This window comes from Mycobacterium sp. (genome assembly GCF_032162605.1).
GTDB lineage: Bacteria > Actinomycetota > Actinomycetes > Mycobacteriales > Mycobacteriaceae > Mycobacterium.
In genome coordinates this window covers 1-14,411 of sequence record NZ_JAVROT010000319.1, presented here as the reverse complement: position 1 = coordinate 14,411, position 14,411 = coordinate 1, and the positions used below count along the sequence as shown (strand labels likewise).

General features: G+C 66.8%; 17 protein-coding genes. 8 read left to right on the top strand and 9 right to left on the bottom strand.

Going from position 1 to position 14,411, the window contains the following annotated elements; genetic code table 11:
- The 9 genes from QOI01_RS18400 to QOI01_RS18360 form a co-directional block, all read right to left on the bottom strand.
- Positions 1-490: substrate-binding domain-containing protein (locus QOI01_RS18400; protein WP_526383423.1), on the bottom strand; the 490-nt coding region annotated here is incomplete at its 3' end.
- Positions 491-520: 30 nt separating this feature from the next.
- Positions 521-1,573: an ABC transporter permease gene (locus QOI01_RS18395; RefSeq protein ID WP_526383421.1), complete on the bottom strand. Its 1,053-nt coding sequence runs from the start codon at positions 1,571-1,573 to the stop codon at positions 521-523.
- On the bottom strand, positions 1,570-2,331 hold the full coding sequence (locus QOI01_RS18390) for an ATP-binding cassette domain-containing protein (RefSeq protein WP_526383419.1): 762 nt from the start codon (positions 2,329-2,331) through the stop codon (positions 1,570-1,572). Before QOI01_RS18390 ends, QOI01_RS18395 begins: the two co-directional genes overlap by 4 nt.
- Positions 2,328-2,633 carry a hypothetical protein gene (locus tag QOI01_RS18385; RefSeq protein ID WP_526383417.1) on the bottom strand — a complete coding sequence of 102 codons (306 nt, stop codon included), beginning with the start codon at positions 2,631-2,633 and terminating at the stop codon, positions 2,328-2,330. The genes QOI01_RS18390 and QOI01_RS18385 overlap by 4 nt, the downstream gene beginning before the upstream one ends.
- Complete coding sequence (locus tag QOI01_RS18380; RefSeq protein WP_526383415.1) at positions 2,633-3,349, bottom strand: hypothetical protein; 717 nt, start codon at positions 3,347-3,349, stop codon at positions 2,633-2,635. Before QOI01_RS18380 ends, QOI01_RS18385 begins: the two co-directional genes overlap by 1 nt.
- Complete coding sequence (locus QOI01_RS18375; RefSeq protein WP_526383413.1) at positions 3,346-4,197, bottom strand: BtpA/SgcQ family protein; 852 nt, start codon at positions 4,195-4,197, stop codon at positions 3,346-3,348. Before QOI01_RS18375 ends, QOI01_RS18380 begins: the two co-directional genes overlap by 4 nt.
- Positions 4,194-5,153: a carbohydrate kinase family protein gene (locus tag QOI01_RS18370; protein ID WP_526383411.1), complete on the bottom strand. Its 960-nt coding sequence runs from the start codon at positions 5,151-5,153 to the stop codon at positions 4,194-4,196. Before QOI01_RS18370 ends, QOI01_RS18375 begins: the two co-directional genes overlap by 4 nt.
- Positions 5,150-5,902, bottom strand: coding sequence for a GntR family transcriptional regulator (locus QOI01_RS18365; protein WP_526383409.1), 753 nt, complete (start codon positions 5,900-5,902; stop codon positions 5,150-5,152). Before QOI01_RS18365 ends, QOI01_RS18370 begins: the two co-directional genes overlap by 4 nt.
- A 172-nt stretch (positions 5,903-6,074) precedes the next feature.
- The gene (locus QOI01_RS18360; protein ID WP_526383407.1) at positions 6,075-7,088 is read right to left on the bottom strand and encodes a LacI family DNA-binding transcriptional regulator; all 1,014 of its coding nucleotides are present in this window, start codon (positions 7,086-7,088) and stop codon (positions 6,075-6,077) included.
- Positions 7,089-7,252: 164 nt separating this feature from the next.
- On the opposite strand from QOI01_RS18360, the gene QOI01_RS18355 reads away from it, so the two are divergent.
- The 8 genes from QOI01_RS18355 to QOI01_RS18320 are packed head-to-tail and all read left to right on the top strand — an operon-like array spanning position 7,253 to position 14,146.
- The gene (locus QOI01_RS18355; protein WP_526383405.1) at positions 7,253-8,086 is read left to right on the top strand and encodes a BtpA/SgcQ family protein; all 834 of its coding nucleotides are present in this window, start codon (positions 7,253-7,255) and stop codon (positions 8,084-8,086) included.
- Complete coding sequence (locus QOI01_RS18350) at positions 8,083-8,982, top strand: carbohydrate kinase family protein (RefSeq protein WP_526383404.1); 900 nt, start codon at positions 8,083-8,085, stop codon at positions 8,980-8,982. Before QOI01_RS18355 ends, QOI01_RS18350 begins: the two co-directional genes overlap by 4 nt.
- Positions 8,973-9,983, top strand: a complete 1,011-nt coding sequence (locus QOI01_RS18345; RefSeq protein ID WP_526383402.1) for a substrate-binding domain-containing protein — start codon at positions 8,973-8,975, stop codon at positions 9,981-9,983. Before QOI01_RS18350 ends, QOI01_RS18345 begins: the two co-directional genes overlap by 10 nt.
- A gap of 6 nt (positions 9,984-9,989) precedes the next feature.
- Positions 9,990-10,739 carry an ATP-binding cassette domain-containing protein gene (locus QOI01_RS18340; RefSeq protein ID WP_526383400.1) on the top strand — a complete coding sequence of 250 codons (750 nt, stop codon included), beginning with the start codon at positions 9,990-9,992 and terminating at the stop codon, positions 10,737-10,739.
- Positions 10,736-11,746 (top strand): ABC transporter permease, encoded by a 1,011-nt coding sequence (locus QOI01_RS18335; RefSeq protein WP_526383398.1) that lies wholly within the window; start codon positions 10,736-10,738, stop codon positions 11,744-11,746. The genes QOI01_RS18340 and QOI01_RS18335 overlap by 4 nt, the downstream gene beginning before the upstream one ends.
- Positions 11,743-12,777: a phosphotriesterase family protein gene (locus tag QOI01_RS18330; RefSeq protein ID WP_526383396.1), complete on the top strand. Its 1,035-nt coding sequence runs from the start codon at positions 11,743-11,745 to the stop codon at positions 12,775-12,777. Before QOI01_RS18335 ends, QOI01_RS18330 begins: the two co-directional genes overlap by 4 nt.
- Positions 12,774-13,520: a glutamine amidotransferase gene (locus QOI01_RS18325; protein ID WP_526383394.1), complete on the top strand. Its 747-nt coding sequence runs from the start codon at positions 12,774-12,776 to the stop codon at positions 13,518-13,520. Before QOI01_RS18330 ends, QOI01_RS18325 begins: the two co-directional genes overlap by 4 nt.
- Positions 13,521-13,537: 17 nt before the next feature.
- A complete protein-coding gene (locus QOI01_RS18320; protein WP_526383392.1) occupies positions 13,538-14,146 on the top strand; it encodes a TenA family protein in 609 nt (202 codons plus the stop codon).
- The last annotated feature ends 265 nt before the right edge of the window (positions 14,147-14,411 follow it).

Here is a 14,411-nt window from a genome sequence, read left to right as displayed (position 1 = left end):
TTCCGTTGCCGCCCAAAAGATTTGCGATCTCTGTCGCAGCCATGTGACCGCCTTGCAGGTTGTCGGTGACGATCTCGCTCTTCACCAGCGACGGGTCGGCGAGGGTCTGGTCGACGGTGACGACGTGGGTTCCGGCCGTGCTGAGCTGCTGGATCGGCGGGACCAGGGCCTGCGCATCGGTGGGAACGATGACTGCCACGGCTGGCCGGGCTGCGGCGACCGCGTTGACGACGGGAATCTGGGCATCGGCCGCGAACTGCGCGGGCGCGGAGACCTTGAGGTTCAGGCCCAGCTTGGTGGCCTCCGCCTGCGCGCCACAGGCGAGCGCCTGATAAAACGGGCTGCCGTTGACACCGAGCACCAGGGCGACGTCCTTCGTGGCCGGCGCAGGGGCGTTGGATCCGCCGCCACCGCTGGGGCCGGGGGAGCACGCGGCTGCGAGTATCACTACTCCGGCAGTAGCGACGACAGTCAAAGTTGTTCTGTGCATGGGTTTCTCCTCTACAGGGCGACTGGCAGTTTAGGTGTGGTCGCGCTGGCGTCGTTTGAGCTGGTCGATGTACACGGCGAGGATCAGTACCGCGCCCATGGCGACGGTCTGCCAGAACGGCGGGATGCCGACGATGACGAAGCCATTGAGCAGGATCACCGGGATGAACACCCCGACGACGGTGCCGAACACAGTGCCGATTCCACCGAAGAGGCTCGTGCCGCCCAGCACGACCGCCGATATCGTCGCCAGGTTGTCCACGGTGTGGCCGCCGATCGTGGTCGTGCCAAACCGGGCCACCGACATCACCGCGGCGACGCCCGCGAGCGTGCCGCACAGCACGTAGACCTTGATCAACTGTCGGCGTACCGGGATTCCCGAGCGCCGCGCGGCTTCGAAGTTCGAGCCCACGGCGAATGTGCGCTCGCCGAAGCGGGTCATGTGCAGCCAAAGGCCGGCGAGCACCGCCACGATGGCGGCCACCACGACGAGAGTCGGGATGCCCGCGATCTTGCCGGTTCCGACGTACTCGACGAGCAGCTTCGGCACCGCCCGCACGTCCACACCGCCGGTGATGATCTGAGCGAACCCCAAAGCCATCCCGAGCGTGCCGAGGGTGACGATCAACGCCGGAATCCGTGTCACCGCAATGAGAATGCCGTTGACCGCACCCCAGAAAGCACCCGCGGCCACCGCGACCACGAAGCCGACGGCGATCACGAACCAACTGCCGTCGGTGGTGCCGTACGTGCTGCCTTCCGCGCCGGACAGGGTGAGCATCACCTTGGCCGACACCACGGATGCGAACACCAATGTGGAGCCCACCGACAGGTCGATCCCAGCGGTGATGATCACGTAGGTCTGTCCAACGGCGAGTACGAGCAATATCGCGGCGTCGACGGCCAGGGTGGATAGGTTGAACGCGGTCGCGAACTGTGCCGGCCGTAGTGCCGTGAAGACTGCGATCAGCGCAAGCAGCAGCATAAAGATCCAGCCGCCGCCAAGTAGCTGGGACCATGCGGCCCAGCGGCTGTGCCTGGCAGCCGCGTGTGTCGTGGAGCCGGATTCGGCGACGGTGCTCATGCGGCCTCGGCGGAGCCACTGGTCATCGCGGTGACCAGGCGGTCGACCGTCGCTTCGGTCCGGTCGAACGTCGCGACCCGGCGGCCGAGCCGTAGCACCTCGACACGGTCGGCCACCTCGATGACTTGCGGCATGTTGTGACTCACCAGCACCACGGCGGTACCACTGTCGCGCACCGACCGGATCAGGTCGAGAACGCGTGCGGTCTGTACGACGCCGAGCGCTGCCGCCGGCTCGTCCATGAGAATCACCTTGTCCGCCCACATAGCCGCCCGGGCTATGGCGATCGACTGCCGCTGGCCGCCGGACAAGGACGCGACGGGCACGTCGGGCGACTGCAGCGAGATCCCAAGTTTGGCGAACTGCTCTGTCGCGACGTGCCTCATGGTGGCGCGGTCCAGGAACCCGAGCGTGCCCAGCAGACCATGGCGGAGCACCTCCCGCCCGAGGAACAGGTTGCGAGCCGCGGCGAGCTCGGGCGCCAACGCCAGATCCTGGTAGACGGTGGCGACGCCAAGCTCCTGCGCCGCGCTCGGTGAAGTGATCGAGACCGGCTGGCCGTCCAGCAGCAACTCACCGGAGTCTGGGGCGCTGGCGCCGGAGAGGATCTTGACCAAGGTGGATTTTCCCGCGCCGTTGTCCCCGATCAACGCGCAGATCTCACCGGGGTACACCGTGAAGTTAGCGCCGTCGAGTGCCTGGACGTGGCCGAACCGGCGGCTGATGGCCCGCGCCTCGAGCAGCGGTATCGGGCTCATGTCGGCACCTCCGCAGGAAGTCCGATGTTGTTGGCGAACGCGAACCACTGTGCGTAGCCTGCGTCGGTGAGGCGGCTCCAGTGGGAGAACGCCGCGTCGGCGTGTGGGAACCGCCAGAGCTCCACGGTCGACCAGTCGCTCCAGCCGCGGACGTGGAAGGTGCCGGCGTACGTGCCGCCCATCGCGGTGCTCGCGTCGCGAACCGCCGCGAACCGGGCGAGATGTTCGGCGCGGACGGCGGCGTCCAGCTCGTACCACGGGCTACGCGCCCTGGCGTAGTGGATCCACTGCACTTCGGCCATCAGGGTGCTCCTTCCATGAGTTCGACGATCGGGCGCCGTCGGCCGATGTAGTGACGAGACGTGGTGAACTCGAAATCGGCGACGAGTTCGTGCTCGCGCATCGCGCTGCCGAGCACATCTGGGTCGGGCACCTCCCACACGCCCAGGTGGTGCCAGCGGCTCGCCCAGTCGAGGCGGTGTCGCCCAGCGATGGTCACTCCGGCTCGCACGTCCGCGGCGAACGCGATGTCGCACTGTGCGTCGTACTCGCGTCGTCGGGTGTCGGTCGCCGCCTGCCAGGCGTCGTTCCACTCCCAGAGCGCGAGAAAGCCCCAGTCGTGTCGGCGAGAACCTTCATCCGGTCCGGCGACGGGAGCGAACTCCCGCGGTCCGAGTAGCCATTCGGTGCTGAACAACCGATCCCATCCCGCGGCCTCGAGAGCCACCGAGCCGGCGAGCGCGGCAGCCAGGTCAGGGGCGTCGAACACGCCCACCACGTCGACGTCGTGGGCGAAACCGGCGTCATACGCCGTCGGTTCCGCTTCTCCGCCAAGCATTTCCGTCACGGAAAGCTGCCAGCCGCGCTCCGACATCGCCGCCAGTTCTGAGCGCACTCCAGTGACCGCAGTGGCGTGTTCGCGGGACGCGGTGGCGCGGCGGCGCGCAAGGAACGCCACCCCGCACCGGCCGCCGGTGGCGGCACTGAAGACGTCGGTTTCTCCGGTGAGCAGAGTCACGACGACCCCCGGCTTGCCGCGACTGCGGTCATCAGTCGTTCGACCCGCCTGGGGTCGACGGGGTTCCACCACCGACCGTCGCATTTGAGCCACTGGCCGACGATGGCGCCGTCGGCGACCTCGAACAGCACGGGCACCTGCTCGGGGTTGAGCCCCGATCCGACGATGACCGGCAGAGTCGTGCCGGACCGCACCAGGTCGACTTCGTCCGCCTGCGTTGGTGAGCCGGTGCGCGTGCCGGTCGCGATGAGCACGTCGGCGTCGAACCACTCGGCATCGCGGGCCTGTTCATCGATGCCGCGGTCGGCAGTGATGGCATGCGCGCCGAACTTGACGTGCACGTCGGCGAACACTCGCACGTCGGTCGCGTCGATCGCTCGGCGGTACCGCAGCGCCTTCGGTGCCGACCCGTCGAGGAAGCCCTCATTGGCGATGTAGGCGTTAACCCATTGATTAGCCCGAACCCACTTTGCGCCAACGGCTTTCGCGACAGCGAGCGCAGGTATCACGCCATTGGCCACGCAGGTGATGCCGATCGGCACTGCAACGGCGGCCCTGATCTCCAAGCAGGCGGCGGTGAGCGCCGCGACAGTCTCGGGGCCGATGTCCTCCGGGCGCGAAAACGGCAGGTCGCTCGCGTTCTCCACGATGATTCCGTCGATTCCGCCCTCGGCAAGCGTGCGCGCGTCACGTGCGCCGGCGGCGTAGATCCCAGCCATCGTCTCTCCGTCGTAGCGGGGCGAGCCGGGAAGCGCAGCCAGGTGGACCACCCCGATCACCGGCTTCGTCTCGGCGAACAACTCCCGAAGCGCGTGCGGCTTCGGAGGTAGGACCTGCTGGTCGGTCATGAATTCCGTTCTCCTGCTGCGGGCTTGGCGGCGACGACGGGTGCCGTGCCGGGTACCGTCTCGCCGAGTTTGGCGGAGACCTCTGCTGGAGCCGGGTAGGACGCCGGGCCGCCGAGTCGACAGCAGCTCAGTGAGGCGGCGGCGACCGCATGCTGCAACGCGCCGACCGGATCGCGGCCGAGAAGAAGCCCAGCGACATAGGTTCCCGCGAGGCAGTCGCCCGCGCCGGTGGTGTCCACGACGGGCCCAGGCAACGCGGTCGGATCGACGACGGTGTGGCGGTCGACGGTGTGGAGCCGGGCGCCTAGAGCACCGAGCGTGTACACCACCTGTGCCACACCGGCTGCGAACAGCGCGTCGGTTGGCGCGTCGCCGAGCAGTGCGGCGGCACGGGCATTGACGAACACCGTGGTAGCTCCGTCAAGGCACGGGCGTAGCGGATCCAGCCCCTCGCGCAGGGTGGCCGGTTCGAGGTCCAACGACCACCGGACGCCCGCCGCCCGGCAACGGCTGACCAACAAGGCGGCGCCAACCAAGTCGTATACGGCGGTATGTAGCCAGGTCACGTCGCCGAGGTTGGCGTCACGGCATGTCAGCTCGTCGGGATAGATCGACGCCCCGGCCGCGAGCACCAGCCGTTTCTCACCTTGACTATCCAGGGTGATCAGTGCCCGGGAGGTGGTGCCTCGACCGTCCGCGGTCCGTAGCGCAACGCCACGCTGGCGCAGCAGCGCCCGGCAGGTCGTGCCCGCAAGGTCGGCGCCAAAAGTCGCGAGGAGAGCCACTGGCGAGCCCGCGAGACAGCACGCGATGGCGGCGTTGGCCACCACGCCGCCTACGTCTTCCACGAGGGCGGACGCGTGCACCTTTTCGTCGGGTTCTGGCACGTGGTCGACGACCGTGGTGGTGTCGAGGCTGACGTCGCCGGCGAAGAGGGCAACCCCGGGCGCGTTCATGGGCGCACCAACTCGATCCGGAACCGGTAGCGATCTGCGCGGTAGGTGGTGGCCACATACTCCACCGGGGTCCCGTCCGCCGTGCGCGAGAGCCGTCTGGCGACTAGCACCGGCTCGCCCGGCATGATCTCGAGCCGGTCCGCGAGCTCGGTGTTGGCGACGGCGGCTTCGATGTACTCCTCGCCCCGAGCGATGCGCCTGCCGGTGGTGGCTTCGATCCATTCGTAGAGTGAGGTGGTGTTGAATTCGGTGGTGTCGGGACGCATCTGCACCGGAATGACCTGGGGGCCAAGCCATGCGAGTGTGACGGCCATCGGTTGGTCGTCGGCGAGCAGCAGCCGGTCGATCGCGATCGCCCGGGTGCCGCGCCTGAGCTCGAACGCGCTCGCAACTTCCGCGGGCATTCGTGCCGCGATCACGGACCGGGTGCGGTAGCCGGGCTTGCGGCCGCGAGCGACCATATCCTCGGCGAAGGAAGCGAGCAGATTGAGCGGTTGGTCCACTCTGGGCTCGAGCACGATCGATCCATGCCCGGAGCGCCGGCGCACCAGCCCGTCATTCTCGAGGCTGTCGAGCGCGGCCCGTGCAGTGGTGCGGCTGATCCCAAACCTGCGGTTGAGCATCGACTCGGGCGGCAGCGCGTCACCGGGGGCGAACTCGCCCTGCTCGATCGCATCGCGTAGCCGCTCCCTGATCTGGAACCACAGTGGCACCGGGCCGGAGTCGAGGTCCAGGTCATCCCACGCCATCGACACATCGTCCCAACGTCATGACGTTCAGTCAATATGGGTGCGCGTAAAGCCTGTGTATCGGGAACGTGTCGATCCTAAAGTCAGCGGCCAATTAGCCCTCCCGTCTTCGAGGGGCCGATGGAAGATCGCGCCTTCCGGCAGAACATCTACGTCTGTGAGGCGCTCGTCGTCACGGCGCGGGGAGTTTGGTGCTCTGGCGGACCACGAGCTCAGGCACTAGCGCGATGTGCGCGCTGGTCTGGCGATCGAGTGCATCGGCCCCACTGGCTGCCGCCAGCAGACGGACTGCTTCCGCGGCGATACGTTCGCGTGGTTGGTCCACTGTGGTGAGTGCGGGTTCGCTCAGCCGGGCGAACTCGATGTTGTCAAACCCGGTCACCTGCACCTCGTTTGGCACTCGTACGCCCCGGGCGCGGCAGCGACGGCTGACGCCGAGCGCGATGAGGTCGTCGGCGCAGACGATCGCGTCGGGCAGATCGCCGGAATCGATGAGACGCGCAGCCGCGATCTCGCCCCATTCGACGCTGTAGTCCCCGAGCAGCACGGCGTCAGCGCCGACCGTCAAGCCGAGTTCCTCGCCTCGCCGTCGGAACCCGGCGAGACGCTGCTCGGTGGAGGAGTTCGTGAGCAGTGAGCCGACGTAGGCGACCGACCGGGCGCCGGTCGACCACAGGTGATCGAGGATCAACCGCATGGCAGCGATGTCGTCCACGCCAACCCAATCGGTGCTGGTGCCGCCGACGAACCGGTCCAGCTGAACGAGCGGCAGGCGGCGTGCGGTCTCGAGAACGGCAGCCGCGCTGTCGGTGCCATGTGTCGGGCTCACGAGGATGCCATCGACGTTGCGAGCGACCAACGATGCCAGGCGCTTGGCCTCCACCACCGGATCCGACTGGGCATCGCACAGGAACAGTTCCCTGCCGCTGCGACCAAGGGCGTGCTCGACGCTTTCGACCAGCGAAGTGAAGAACGGGTTCGAGATGCTCGGCACGACCATGCCGACCGTGTCGGTACGCCTGTTGCGAAGCGCCCGCGCGATCGGATTGATGGAGTAGCCGAGTTCGGTGACGGCTTTGTTGACGCGCCGGCTGACGTCGGCCGAGACTGGCCGGTCGCCAGACAGCGCACGCGACACCGTCGCGGTCGAAACTCCAGCACGCTTCGCAACCTCTGCGATGGTCACACGATGCAATCGATTACCTCTCCATGGCCGTGCCGAGATCCTCATGTTGATTGTAAAGCCTGCATTTCGTCGCTTCCTACGTCTTGACTTGGGCGGACGACGGCACCTACGTTCGAATACAGAAATGTAATCGATTACATCTGGAGCGGGCTGTGACTGTGGGTGTGTTTCCAACCAAGCCGAACGCCGTCGTCGAACTGTTCGGCGCGGCCAAGGTCGTGGTCGGGGTGGTGCACCTGCCGCCGCTGCCGGGCAGCCCCCACTATCGAGGCACCCCGGTCGATGCCATCTCCGCCTCCGCCGTCGAGGAAGCCACCGCCTATCTCGACGGCGGCTGCCACGCGGTGATCGTTGAAAACCACTGGGACATACCGTTCCTCAAGCCTGGGGAGCACGGATACGAGACGGCGGCGGCAATGGCAGTCGTGACGCAGCGCGTGCACGAAAGCACCGGAGCGCCTCTGGGGGTGAGTGTGCTCTCCAACGCCGCCGAATGCTCGATTGCGGCCGCCTGGGCAGGCGGGGCCGGGTTCGTGCGCGTGAACCAGTGGGCCAACGCCTACGTCGCAAACGAGGGCATCATCGAAGGCCAGGCTGCGCACGCCACCCGGTACCGCAGCCGGATTGGTGCGCACCCGATCAAGGTGTTTGCCGACGTGCACGTCAAACACGGCGCGCACGCAATCGTCGCCGACCGCACTCTGGCGGAGCAGACCGAGGACGCCGAGTTCTTCGACGCCGACGTGCTGATCGCCACCGGCTCGCGCACCGGCGACGCGGCCGCGCTCGACGAGGTCGCCGGCATCAAGGACAACACCACCCTCCCCGTGCTGATCGGCTCGGGCATCACCGCCGAGAACATCGGCCAGTTCCTGCCTGCCTGCGACGGCGTGATCGTGGCGTCCTCGGTCAAGGACAATGGCCGCTGGTGGGGCCGGGTGGATACCACGAAGGTGCGCCGACTGACCGCCGCGGCCGCTCGCGCGGAGGTGCCGTGATCGCGTTCTGTGGCTATGCCAACACCGACCTCACGGTCAGCGTGCCGGTGCTGCCCGGGGCCGGAGCCCGCGTGCAGGCCACCGCGGTGGACTGGCGCGACGGCGGGATGGCGGCCAACGCCGCGGTGGCGGCGGCACGAGCGGGCGCCGATGCCAGGTTCGCGGGTGTGGTGGGCGCTGACCGGACGAGCGCCGCCTTCCTCGATGCGCTCGGCGCCGACGGCGTCGACACCTCCTGGACTGCCCTCACCGGGATGCTCACCACGGCCATCGTCCTGGTCACGCCCGACGGCGAACGGTCGATCATCAGCCAGGACGACGCCGTTACCCCCGACCACGTCCGTCGGATCGCGTTTGCCACGGCAGCCGTGGGCGGTCTGCTGTGTCTCGACGGCTACCGATTTCCGGCCGCCGCCGACGCACTCGTCGACACCACGGTCCGATCCCTCGTCGACCTCGACGGATGCGAAGACCCCGATGCGGCCCACCGCGCGCTGGACACTGTCGACCACGTCATCGTCGGTCGAGACCAGGCCGCCCGGCTGTTCGGGGACGCGGACCACACCACGCTCGCCGCCGAGTACGACGTCCACCTCGCCGTCACCGGCGGAGCGCTCGGCTGGTGGCTGCACACCCCCACCGGCGAGACGCACTACGGCCGTGCCTTGGAAGTCGCCGTGGTAGACGCGACCGGTGCCGGGGACTGTTTCACGGGCTCCTACTGCGCCGAGCTCGACGGTGGGGCCACCCCTGCCGCCGCGGCCACCTTCGCCGGCATCGCGGCCGGCCTGTCCTGTACTCGGCCAGGCGCCCGGGCGGGTTCTCCACGACGGTCCGAGGTGCTCGACCTGCTCCACCGATCCCCGACATCCGATGAGGAGACGTCATGCGCTTGAAGTTCATTGCCCTGATCATGAGCGCCCTGGCGCTCACCCTGAACGCCTGTGATTCCGGAGTTCGCGACGAGCAGGCCGCCAAGAGCACCGCAGCCCAGCAGGGCCCGCCGCCACCGACCACGGTCGCGCAGTCCTGCACCGTGAAGGGCGGCCCACCCAAGGTCGGAATCGTGCCGATCAACCTGCAAGCCCTGTTCTTCAACCAGGTCAATACCGGCGCCCAGCGCGTCGCGCAGGAAGCAGGGGTGCAGACCCAGATCGTCAACGGAAACGACGACTCCACCACGCAGTCCAACGCCATCGACGACCTGGTCGCCAACGGCTATCAGGCGATCATCGTCGATGCAGTGGACACCGAGGGCATCAAGCCCGCCATCCGGCGTGCGCAGGCCGCCGGGGTGAAGGTCGTGGCAGTGGACGCGATCGTGACCGACCCGGCGGTATCCACACAGGTCGGCGTCGCCAACGCCGACGGCGGCAAGCAGATCGCCGACAAGCTCGTGGACATCGCCAGCGGCAAGGGCGAGGTCGGGATCGTCGGTGCGCTCAACAGCACCATCCAGAACGAGCGTCAAAAGGGATTCACCGATGAAGTCACCGCCAAGGGTATGACGGTGGGCACCGTCGTCGACGGACGCAACATCCAGGAGAACGCTCAAACCGCGGCGGAGAATCTTCTGACCGGCAACCCGAATCTTCCCTACGTCTACGCGACCGGCGAGCCGGCGCTGATCGGTCTGGCCGCCGCCGTCACTAGCCAGCAGCGCACGAAGAACATCAAGGTGGTCGGTTGGGACCTCTCGCAACAGGCCATCGACGGTCTGCGGGCCGGTTGGATCGTCGCGGTGGTGCAGCAGAACAGCTATGAATTCGGATACCAGTCGATGAACGCCGCGATCGACCTGGCGTGCGGGCGGCCTGCGCCCAAGGACGTGCCGGTGCCGATTCAGCTCGTCACCCCCGACAACGTCACGGACTTCCAGTACTACCTGGGGAAGTGAGGGGTCATGAGTGGCGAGGAACTGGTGTCGCTGCACGGCATCACGAAGTCCTTCGGCGCGGTGCGCTCGCTCAACGGGGTTGATTTGACCCTTCACGCGGGTGAGGTGCTGGGTCTGGTCGGCGACAACGGCGCCGGCAAGTCGACATTGATGAAGATTCTCTCCGGAGCGCTCCAGCACGATTCCGGTGAGATCCGCGTCAACGGCAAGACGGTGAACTTCACCAGCCCTGCCGACGCGCAGAGGGAACGCATCGGCATCGTGTATCAGGATCTCGCGCTGTGCGAGACGCTCAACGTCGCCAGCAACCTGTTCCTCGGGCGCGAGCCGAAACGGGGACCGTTCCTCGACCGCAAGGCGATGCATCGGGCCGCCGCGGAGATGCTGTCCACTCTGCACGTTCGGGTGAAGTCGACCTACCAGGAGATCGGCCAGCTCTCCGGCGGACAGCGGCAGGCGGTTGCCATCGCCAGGGCCGTGTCGTTCGACCCCGCGGTGCTGATCCTCGACGAGCCGACCGCGGCGCTCGCCGTGGCCGAAGTCCGCCAGGTGCTGAAGATGATCGCCGAGGTCGCCGCCCGTGGGGTCGGGGTCATCCTGATCACCCACCGACTGCAGGACCTGTTCGAGGTATGTGACCGGATCTCGGTGATGTACGAGGGCCGCAGCGTCGAAGACGAGCCGGTCTCCGAGTTGGACATCGAAACGTTGGTGGCGATGATCACCCGCGCGAACACCCGGGACGACGTCGCATGACCGCGACGATTCCGGCTCTTCCCGTTCGTACCGAGACCCCGTCGTGGTGGCAGCGCTTCAACAAGGCCACCGTGGCGATGTTCGGTGTGACCGTCGTGTTGTTCGTTGTCTTCGGCGTGGCGTCGCCGAACTTTCTCACGTTCGGCAACATCTCCAATCTGGCCACCCAGGTGGCGATCACACTGATCGTCGCGGTCGCAATGACGTTCGTCATCACCACTGGTCAGATCGATCTGTCCGTCGGTTCCACCCTGGCGTTCGTCGCCGCGTGCACAGCGGAACTGCTACAAGCGGGGCTGGATTCGTCGCTGGTCATCGTCATCGGCCTCCTTGCCGGGCTGGCATGGGGCCTGCTCAACGGATGGCTTTCCGCGTACCAGAAGATCCCGTCGTTCATCGTCACCCTCGCGACCATGTCGATCATCCGTGGACTCGCCCAGTTCTGGACGCAGGGGTTCTCCGTACCGATAGATGCGAGGCTCAGCGTGGCTCAGCTGGGCTCGGCGAAATTCCTCGGGTTCTCGGTGCTGGCCTGGATCGCGATCATCACCGTCATGCTGGGCGGCCTGGTGCTCGCGAAGACCCCGTTCGGCAACTACGTGAATGGCATCGGCTCCCAAGAGGAATCAGTGCGCCGGGCCGGGGTGCGCACGGCGCGGATCAAGATGATCACGCTCGCGCTGGCCGGTTTGGCCGCGGGGGCGGCCGGGATCCTGACCGCCGCCAGGTTGGGCTCGGGCTCGTCGAACTCCGGACAGGGCTTCGAACTGACCGTCATCGCCGCCGTGGTGCTTGGCGGCACCAACCTCTTCGGCGGCCGCGGCACGATGACGGGTACCGCGATCGGCGCGGTCATCACCGGTGTCATCGCCAACGGCCTCACCCTGCTCGGCGTCAGCCCGTTCCTCACCCCGATCGTCACCGGGCTCGTCCTGATCATCGCCATCTGGGTCAATATGCGCGGACGATCGTTCGCCGAGCTGTTCGCTCACCTGGTGCGCCGGTGACCGCCGTCAACACCGTCACCGGCCCGATCCCGCTGAGTGAACTGGGCCTCACACTGCCCCACGAGCATCTCGCCAACGACATCCGCGCAGCGGTCCGCCCACCCCGAGACGCGGATCTGAATTGGTTGCGCGAGGCCAAGACCGCCCCCGGCGTTGCCTGGTTGCTTCGGGAGGAGCCGTACGCCTGCATGGACCACTGCGTGCTCGACGACGCATCCGCCACGACGGCCGATTTGAGGGCGTTCGCCGACGGCGGCGGACGCACGATCATCGACCTCACTTCGCCCGGCATCGGCCGAAATCCGCTCGCGCTGCGCGGCTTCGCGGAGGAGACCGGCGTGCAGATCGTCATGGGGTCCGGCTGGTATCTGGAACGGTTTCATCCGCAAGGGGTCTCGGCAACGGGTGAAGAACAGCTCGCCGCCGAACTGACCGCCGAGTTCTCGGCGCCCGGCATCCGGCCCGGCGTCATCGGCGAGATCGGAGTCTCCCCCGACTTCACCCCGTCCGAACACAAGACGCTGCGTGCCGCCGCCCGGGCGCAGCGAGACACCGGCGTACCGCTGTTCGTGCACCTGCCCGGCTGGCAACGGCGCGCGCCCGAAGTGCTCGATATCGTGCTTGGCGACTACGGTGTGTCCCCCGAGGCGGTGGTGCTGTGCCACATGGACCCGTCGGGTGAAGACCGCGACTACCAACGCGCCGTGGCCGACCGCGGGGTGTGGCTGGAGTTCGACATGATCGGCATGCCATTCACCTACCCCGGTGAGGGCACCTCTCCCCCACCTGACCGCACCGCGCAGGCCATCGTCGAGCTCATCCACACCGGACACTCCAGGCAGCTACTGCTTTCGCACGACGTGTTCCTCAAATCGATGCTGACCACCTACGGTGGGAATGGTTTCCGTTACGTGCCAACACTATTCTCCCGTCGTCTCATCGAGTGCGGCGTCTCGACCGGGACTATGGACGACCTTCTCACCACCAACCCGGCCCGATTGTTCGGTGCCGCAGCGAAAGGAGCGCAATGAGTCGGGTGCTCATCGCCGGCGAGAGCTGGATGACTCACTCCATCCACGTCAAGGGCATGGACTCGTTCACGACCAGTGCCTACGTCGAAGGCGTCGAACCGCTGCGTCGCGCGTTGACCGAGCGTGGTCACCAGGTGACTCACCTGCCCGCGCATCTAGTGCCGGCGCAGTTCCCGGCTGACGCCGACGCGCTGTCCGACTTCGACGTCGTCGTGCTCTCGGACATCGGCGCGAACTCGATTCAACTGTCCCCCAGGGTGTTCGATCAAGGGCAGCCCGGTAGCGACCGACTCGGCGCTCTCCGGCAGTGGGTCGGCGCGGGCGGTGGGCTTCTCATGGTGGGCGGGTACCTGTCGTTCACCGGATTCGAAGCCAAGGCCGCCTACCGCAACACCCCGCTGCACGAGGTTTTGCCCGTGGAACTGCTCGCCGAGGACGACCGCGTGGAACATCCCGCGGGATTACACGCTGAAGTGACAAGGCCAGATCATCCCGCACTGGGCAACGCCGGAACCGAGTGGCCACTTCTGCTGGGCCACAACCGAGTTCTTCCCCGTCCGAACAGTACGGTTCTCGCCACGCTCGACGGTGACCCGCGGGTCGCGGTGTCTGAGTTCGGCGCCGGGCGCAGCGCCGTGTTCACGTCCGACTGTGCGCCGCACTGGGCGCCGGATGCCTTCTGCAACGAATGGCCAGGCTACGCGCAGATCTTCGGCGGGCTGTCCGAATGGCTCACGAAGTGACCCGATCGGCGAAACTAATGACCGGCGGCGCTCTGGCAGCCGCATCTCGAATACGATTCATCCGCGAGGTCTCCGCCGGCACCATCGAGGATCTGCCGTATGCGAACTACCTGCTCATCGAGGAGTCCTTCGTCCACACCGCCACCCGGCTTCACGGTCTCGCCGTATGGGATGCCCCCACATGGGAAGCGGTGGTGGTCAGCGCCCAAGCCGTGCAGGGGCTCGTCGGTGAGCAGACCGAGTACTTCCGCGTGACCCGCACTGCATGGCCGGTGGCCGCCGACATGGCTGACGAACAGCTGGCGCAGTCCGCACGGCTGAGCGAGTACACCCTCAAGGCGGCCCGCGCGGGCGGATATCCCGCGGTGATGACCGTCCTATTCGCAGCCGAAACCCTCTACTTCAACTGGTGCTCGCGGGCCCACCGAGGCGGCCGGGTACCACCAGGTCCCATCGCCGAGTGGGTGGCATTGCATGCCGCCGAACCATTCCACACCGGCGTCCTCGCACTTGCCGCTGCCGTAGATGCACTGCCAGCCGACATCCCAGACTCACTCCTGCTCAACTGGTTCAACGGCATGCTCGACGCCGAGATGGTCTTCCACGACAGCATTTTCGCTAGCTAAGCTAGATATTGAGGTCACACGGTGTGTCGCGGTGGAGGATGGAGTGCGGACGGACGAGCCACCTGTCGATTCTCAAACTCTGTGTCATATCGTGACGCCCTGACCTGCGGTCATGCAGGGTGTCTCACATCGTGGCATCTGCGATTTGTCTCATATTCCTGTCATTTTTTAGATGACCGTCAGGGCGACCGCTGCTGAGGCGTCACGATCAATTGAGAGACAGCTCGTCGTCTCGTCAATTTCGTCACCGTGACGACAGGGCGAC

Bases quoted from the DNA above. Each gene is read 5' to 3' on its own strand.
- QOI01_RS18385 (WP_526383417.1), bottom strand. From the start codon at position 2,633: ATGGCCGAAGTGCAGTGGATCCACTACGCCAGGGCGCGTAGCCCGTGG.
- QOI01_RS18395 (WP_526383421.1), bottom strand. From the start codon at position 1,573: ATGAGCACCGTCGCCGAATCCGGCTCCACGACACACGCGGCTGCCAGG.
- QOI01_RS18320 (WP_526383392.1), top strand. From the start codon at position 13,538: ATGACCGGCGGCGCTCTGGCAGCCGCATCTCGAATACGATTCATCCGC.
- QOI01_RS18390 (WP_526383419.1), bottom strand. From the start codon at position 2,331: ATGAGCCCGATACCGCTGCTCGAGGCGCGGGCCATCAGCCGCCGGTTC.
- QOI01_RS18365 (WP_526383409.1), bottom strand. From the start codon at position 5,902: ATGGCGTGGGATGACCTGGACCTCGACTCCGGCCCGGTGCCACTGTGG.
- QOI01_RS18345 (WP_526383402.1), top strand. From the start codon at position 8,973: ATGCGCTTGAAGTTCATTGCCCTGATCATGAGCGCCCTGGCGCTCACC.
- QOI01_RS18340 (WP_526383400.1), top strand. From the start codon at position 9,990: ATGAGTGGCGAGGAACTGGTGTCGCTGCACGGCATCACGAAGTCCTTC.
- QOI01_RS18335 (WP_526383398.1), top strand. From the start codon at position 10,736: ATGACCGCGACGATTCCGGCTCTTCCCGTTCGTACCGAGACCCCGTCG.
- QOI01_RS18375 (WP_526383413.1), bottom strand. From the start codon at position 4,197: ATGACCGACCAGCAGGTCCTACCTCCGAAGCCGCACGCGCTTCGGGAG.
- QOI01_RS18370 (WP_526383411.1), bottom strand. From the start codon at position 5,153: ATGAACGCGCCCGGGGTTGCCCTCTTCGCCGGCGACGTCAGCCTCGAC.
- QOI01_RS18325 (WP_526383394.1), top strand. From the start codon at position 12,774: ATGAGTCGGGTGCTCATCGCCGGCGAGAGCTGGATGACTCACTCCATC.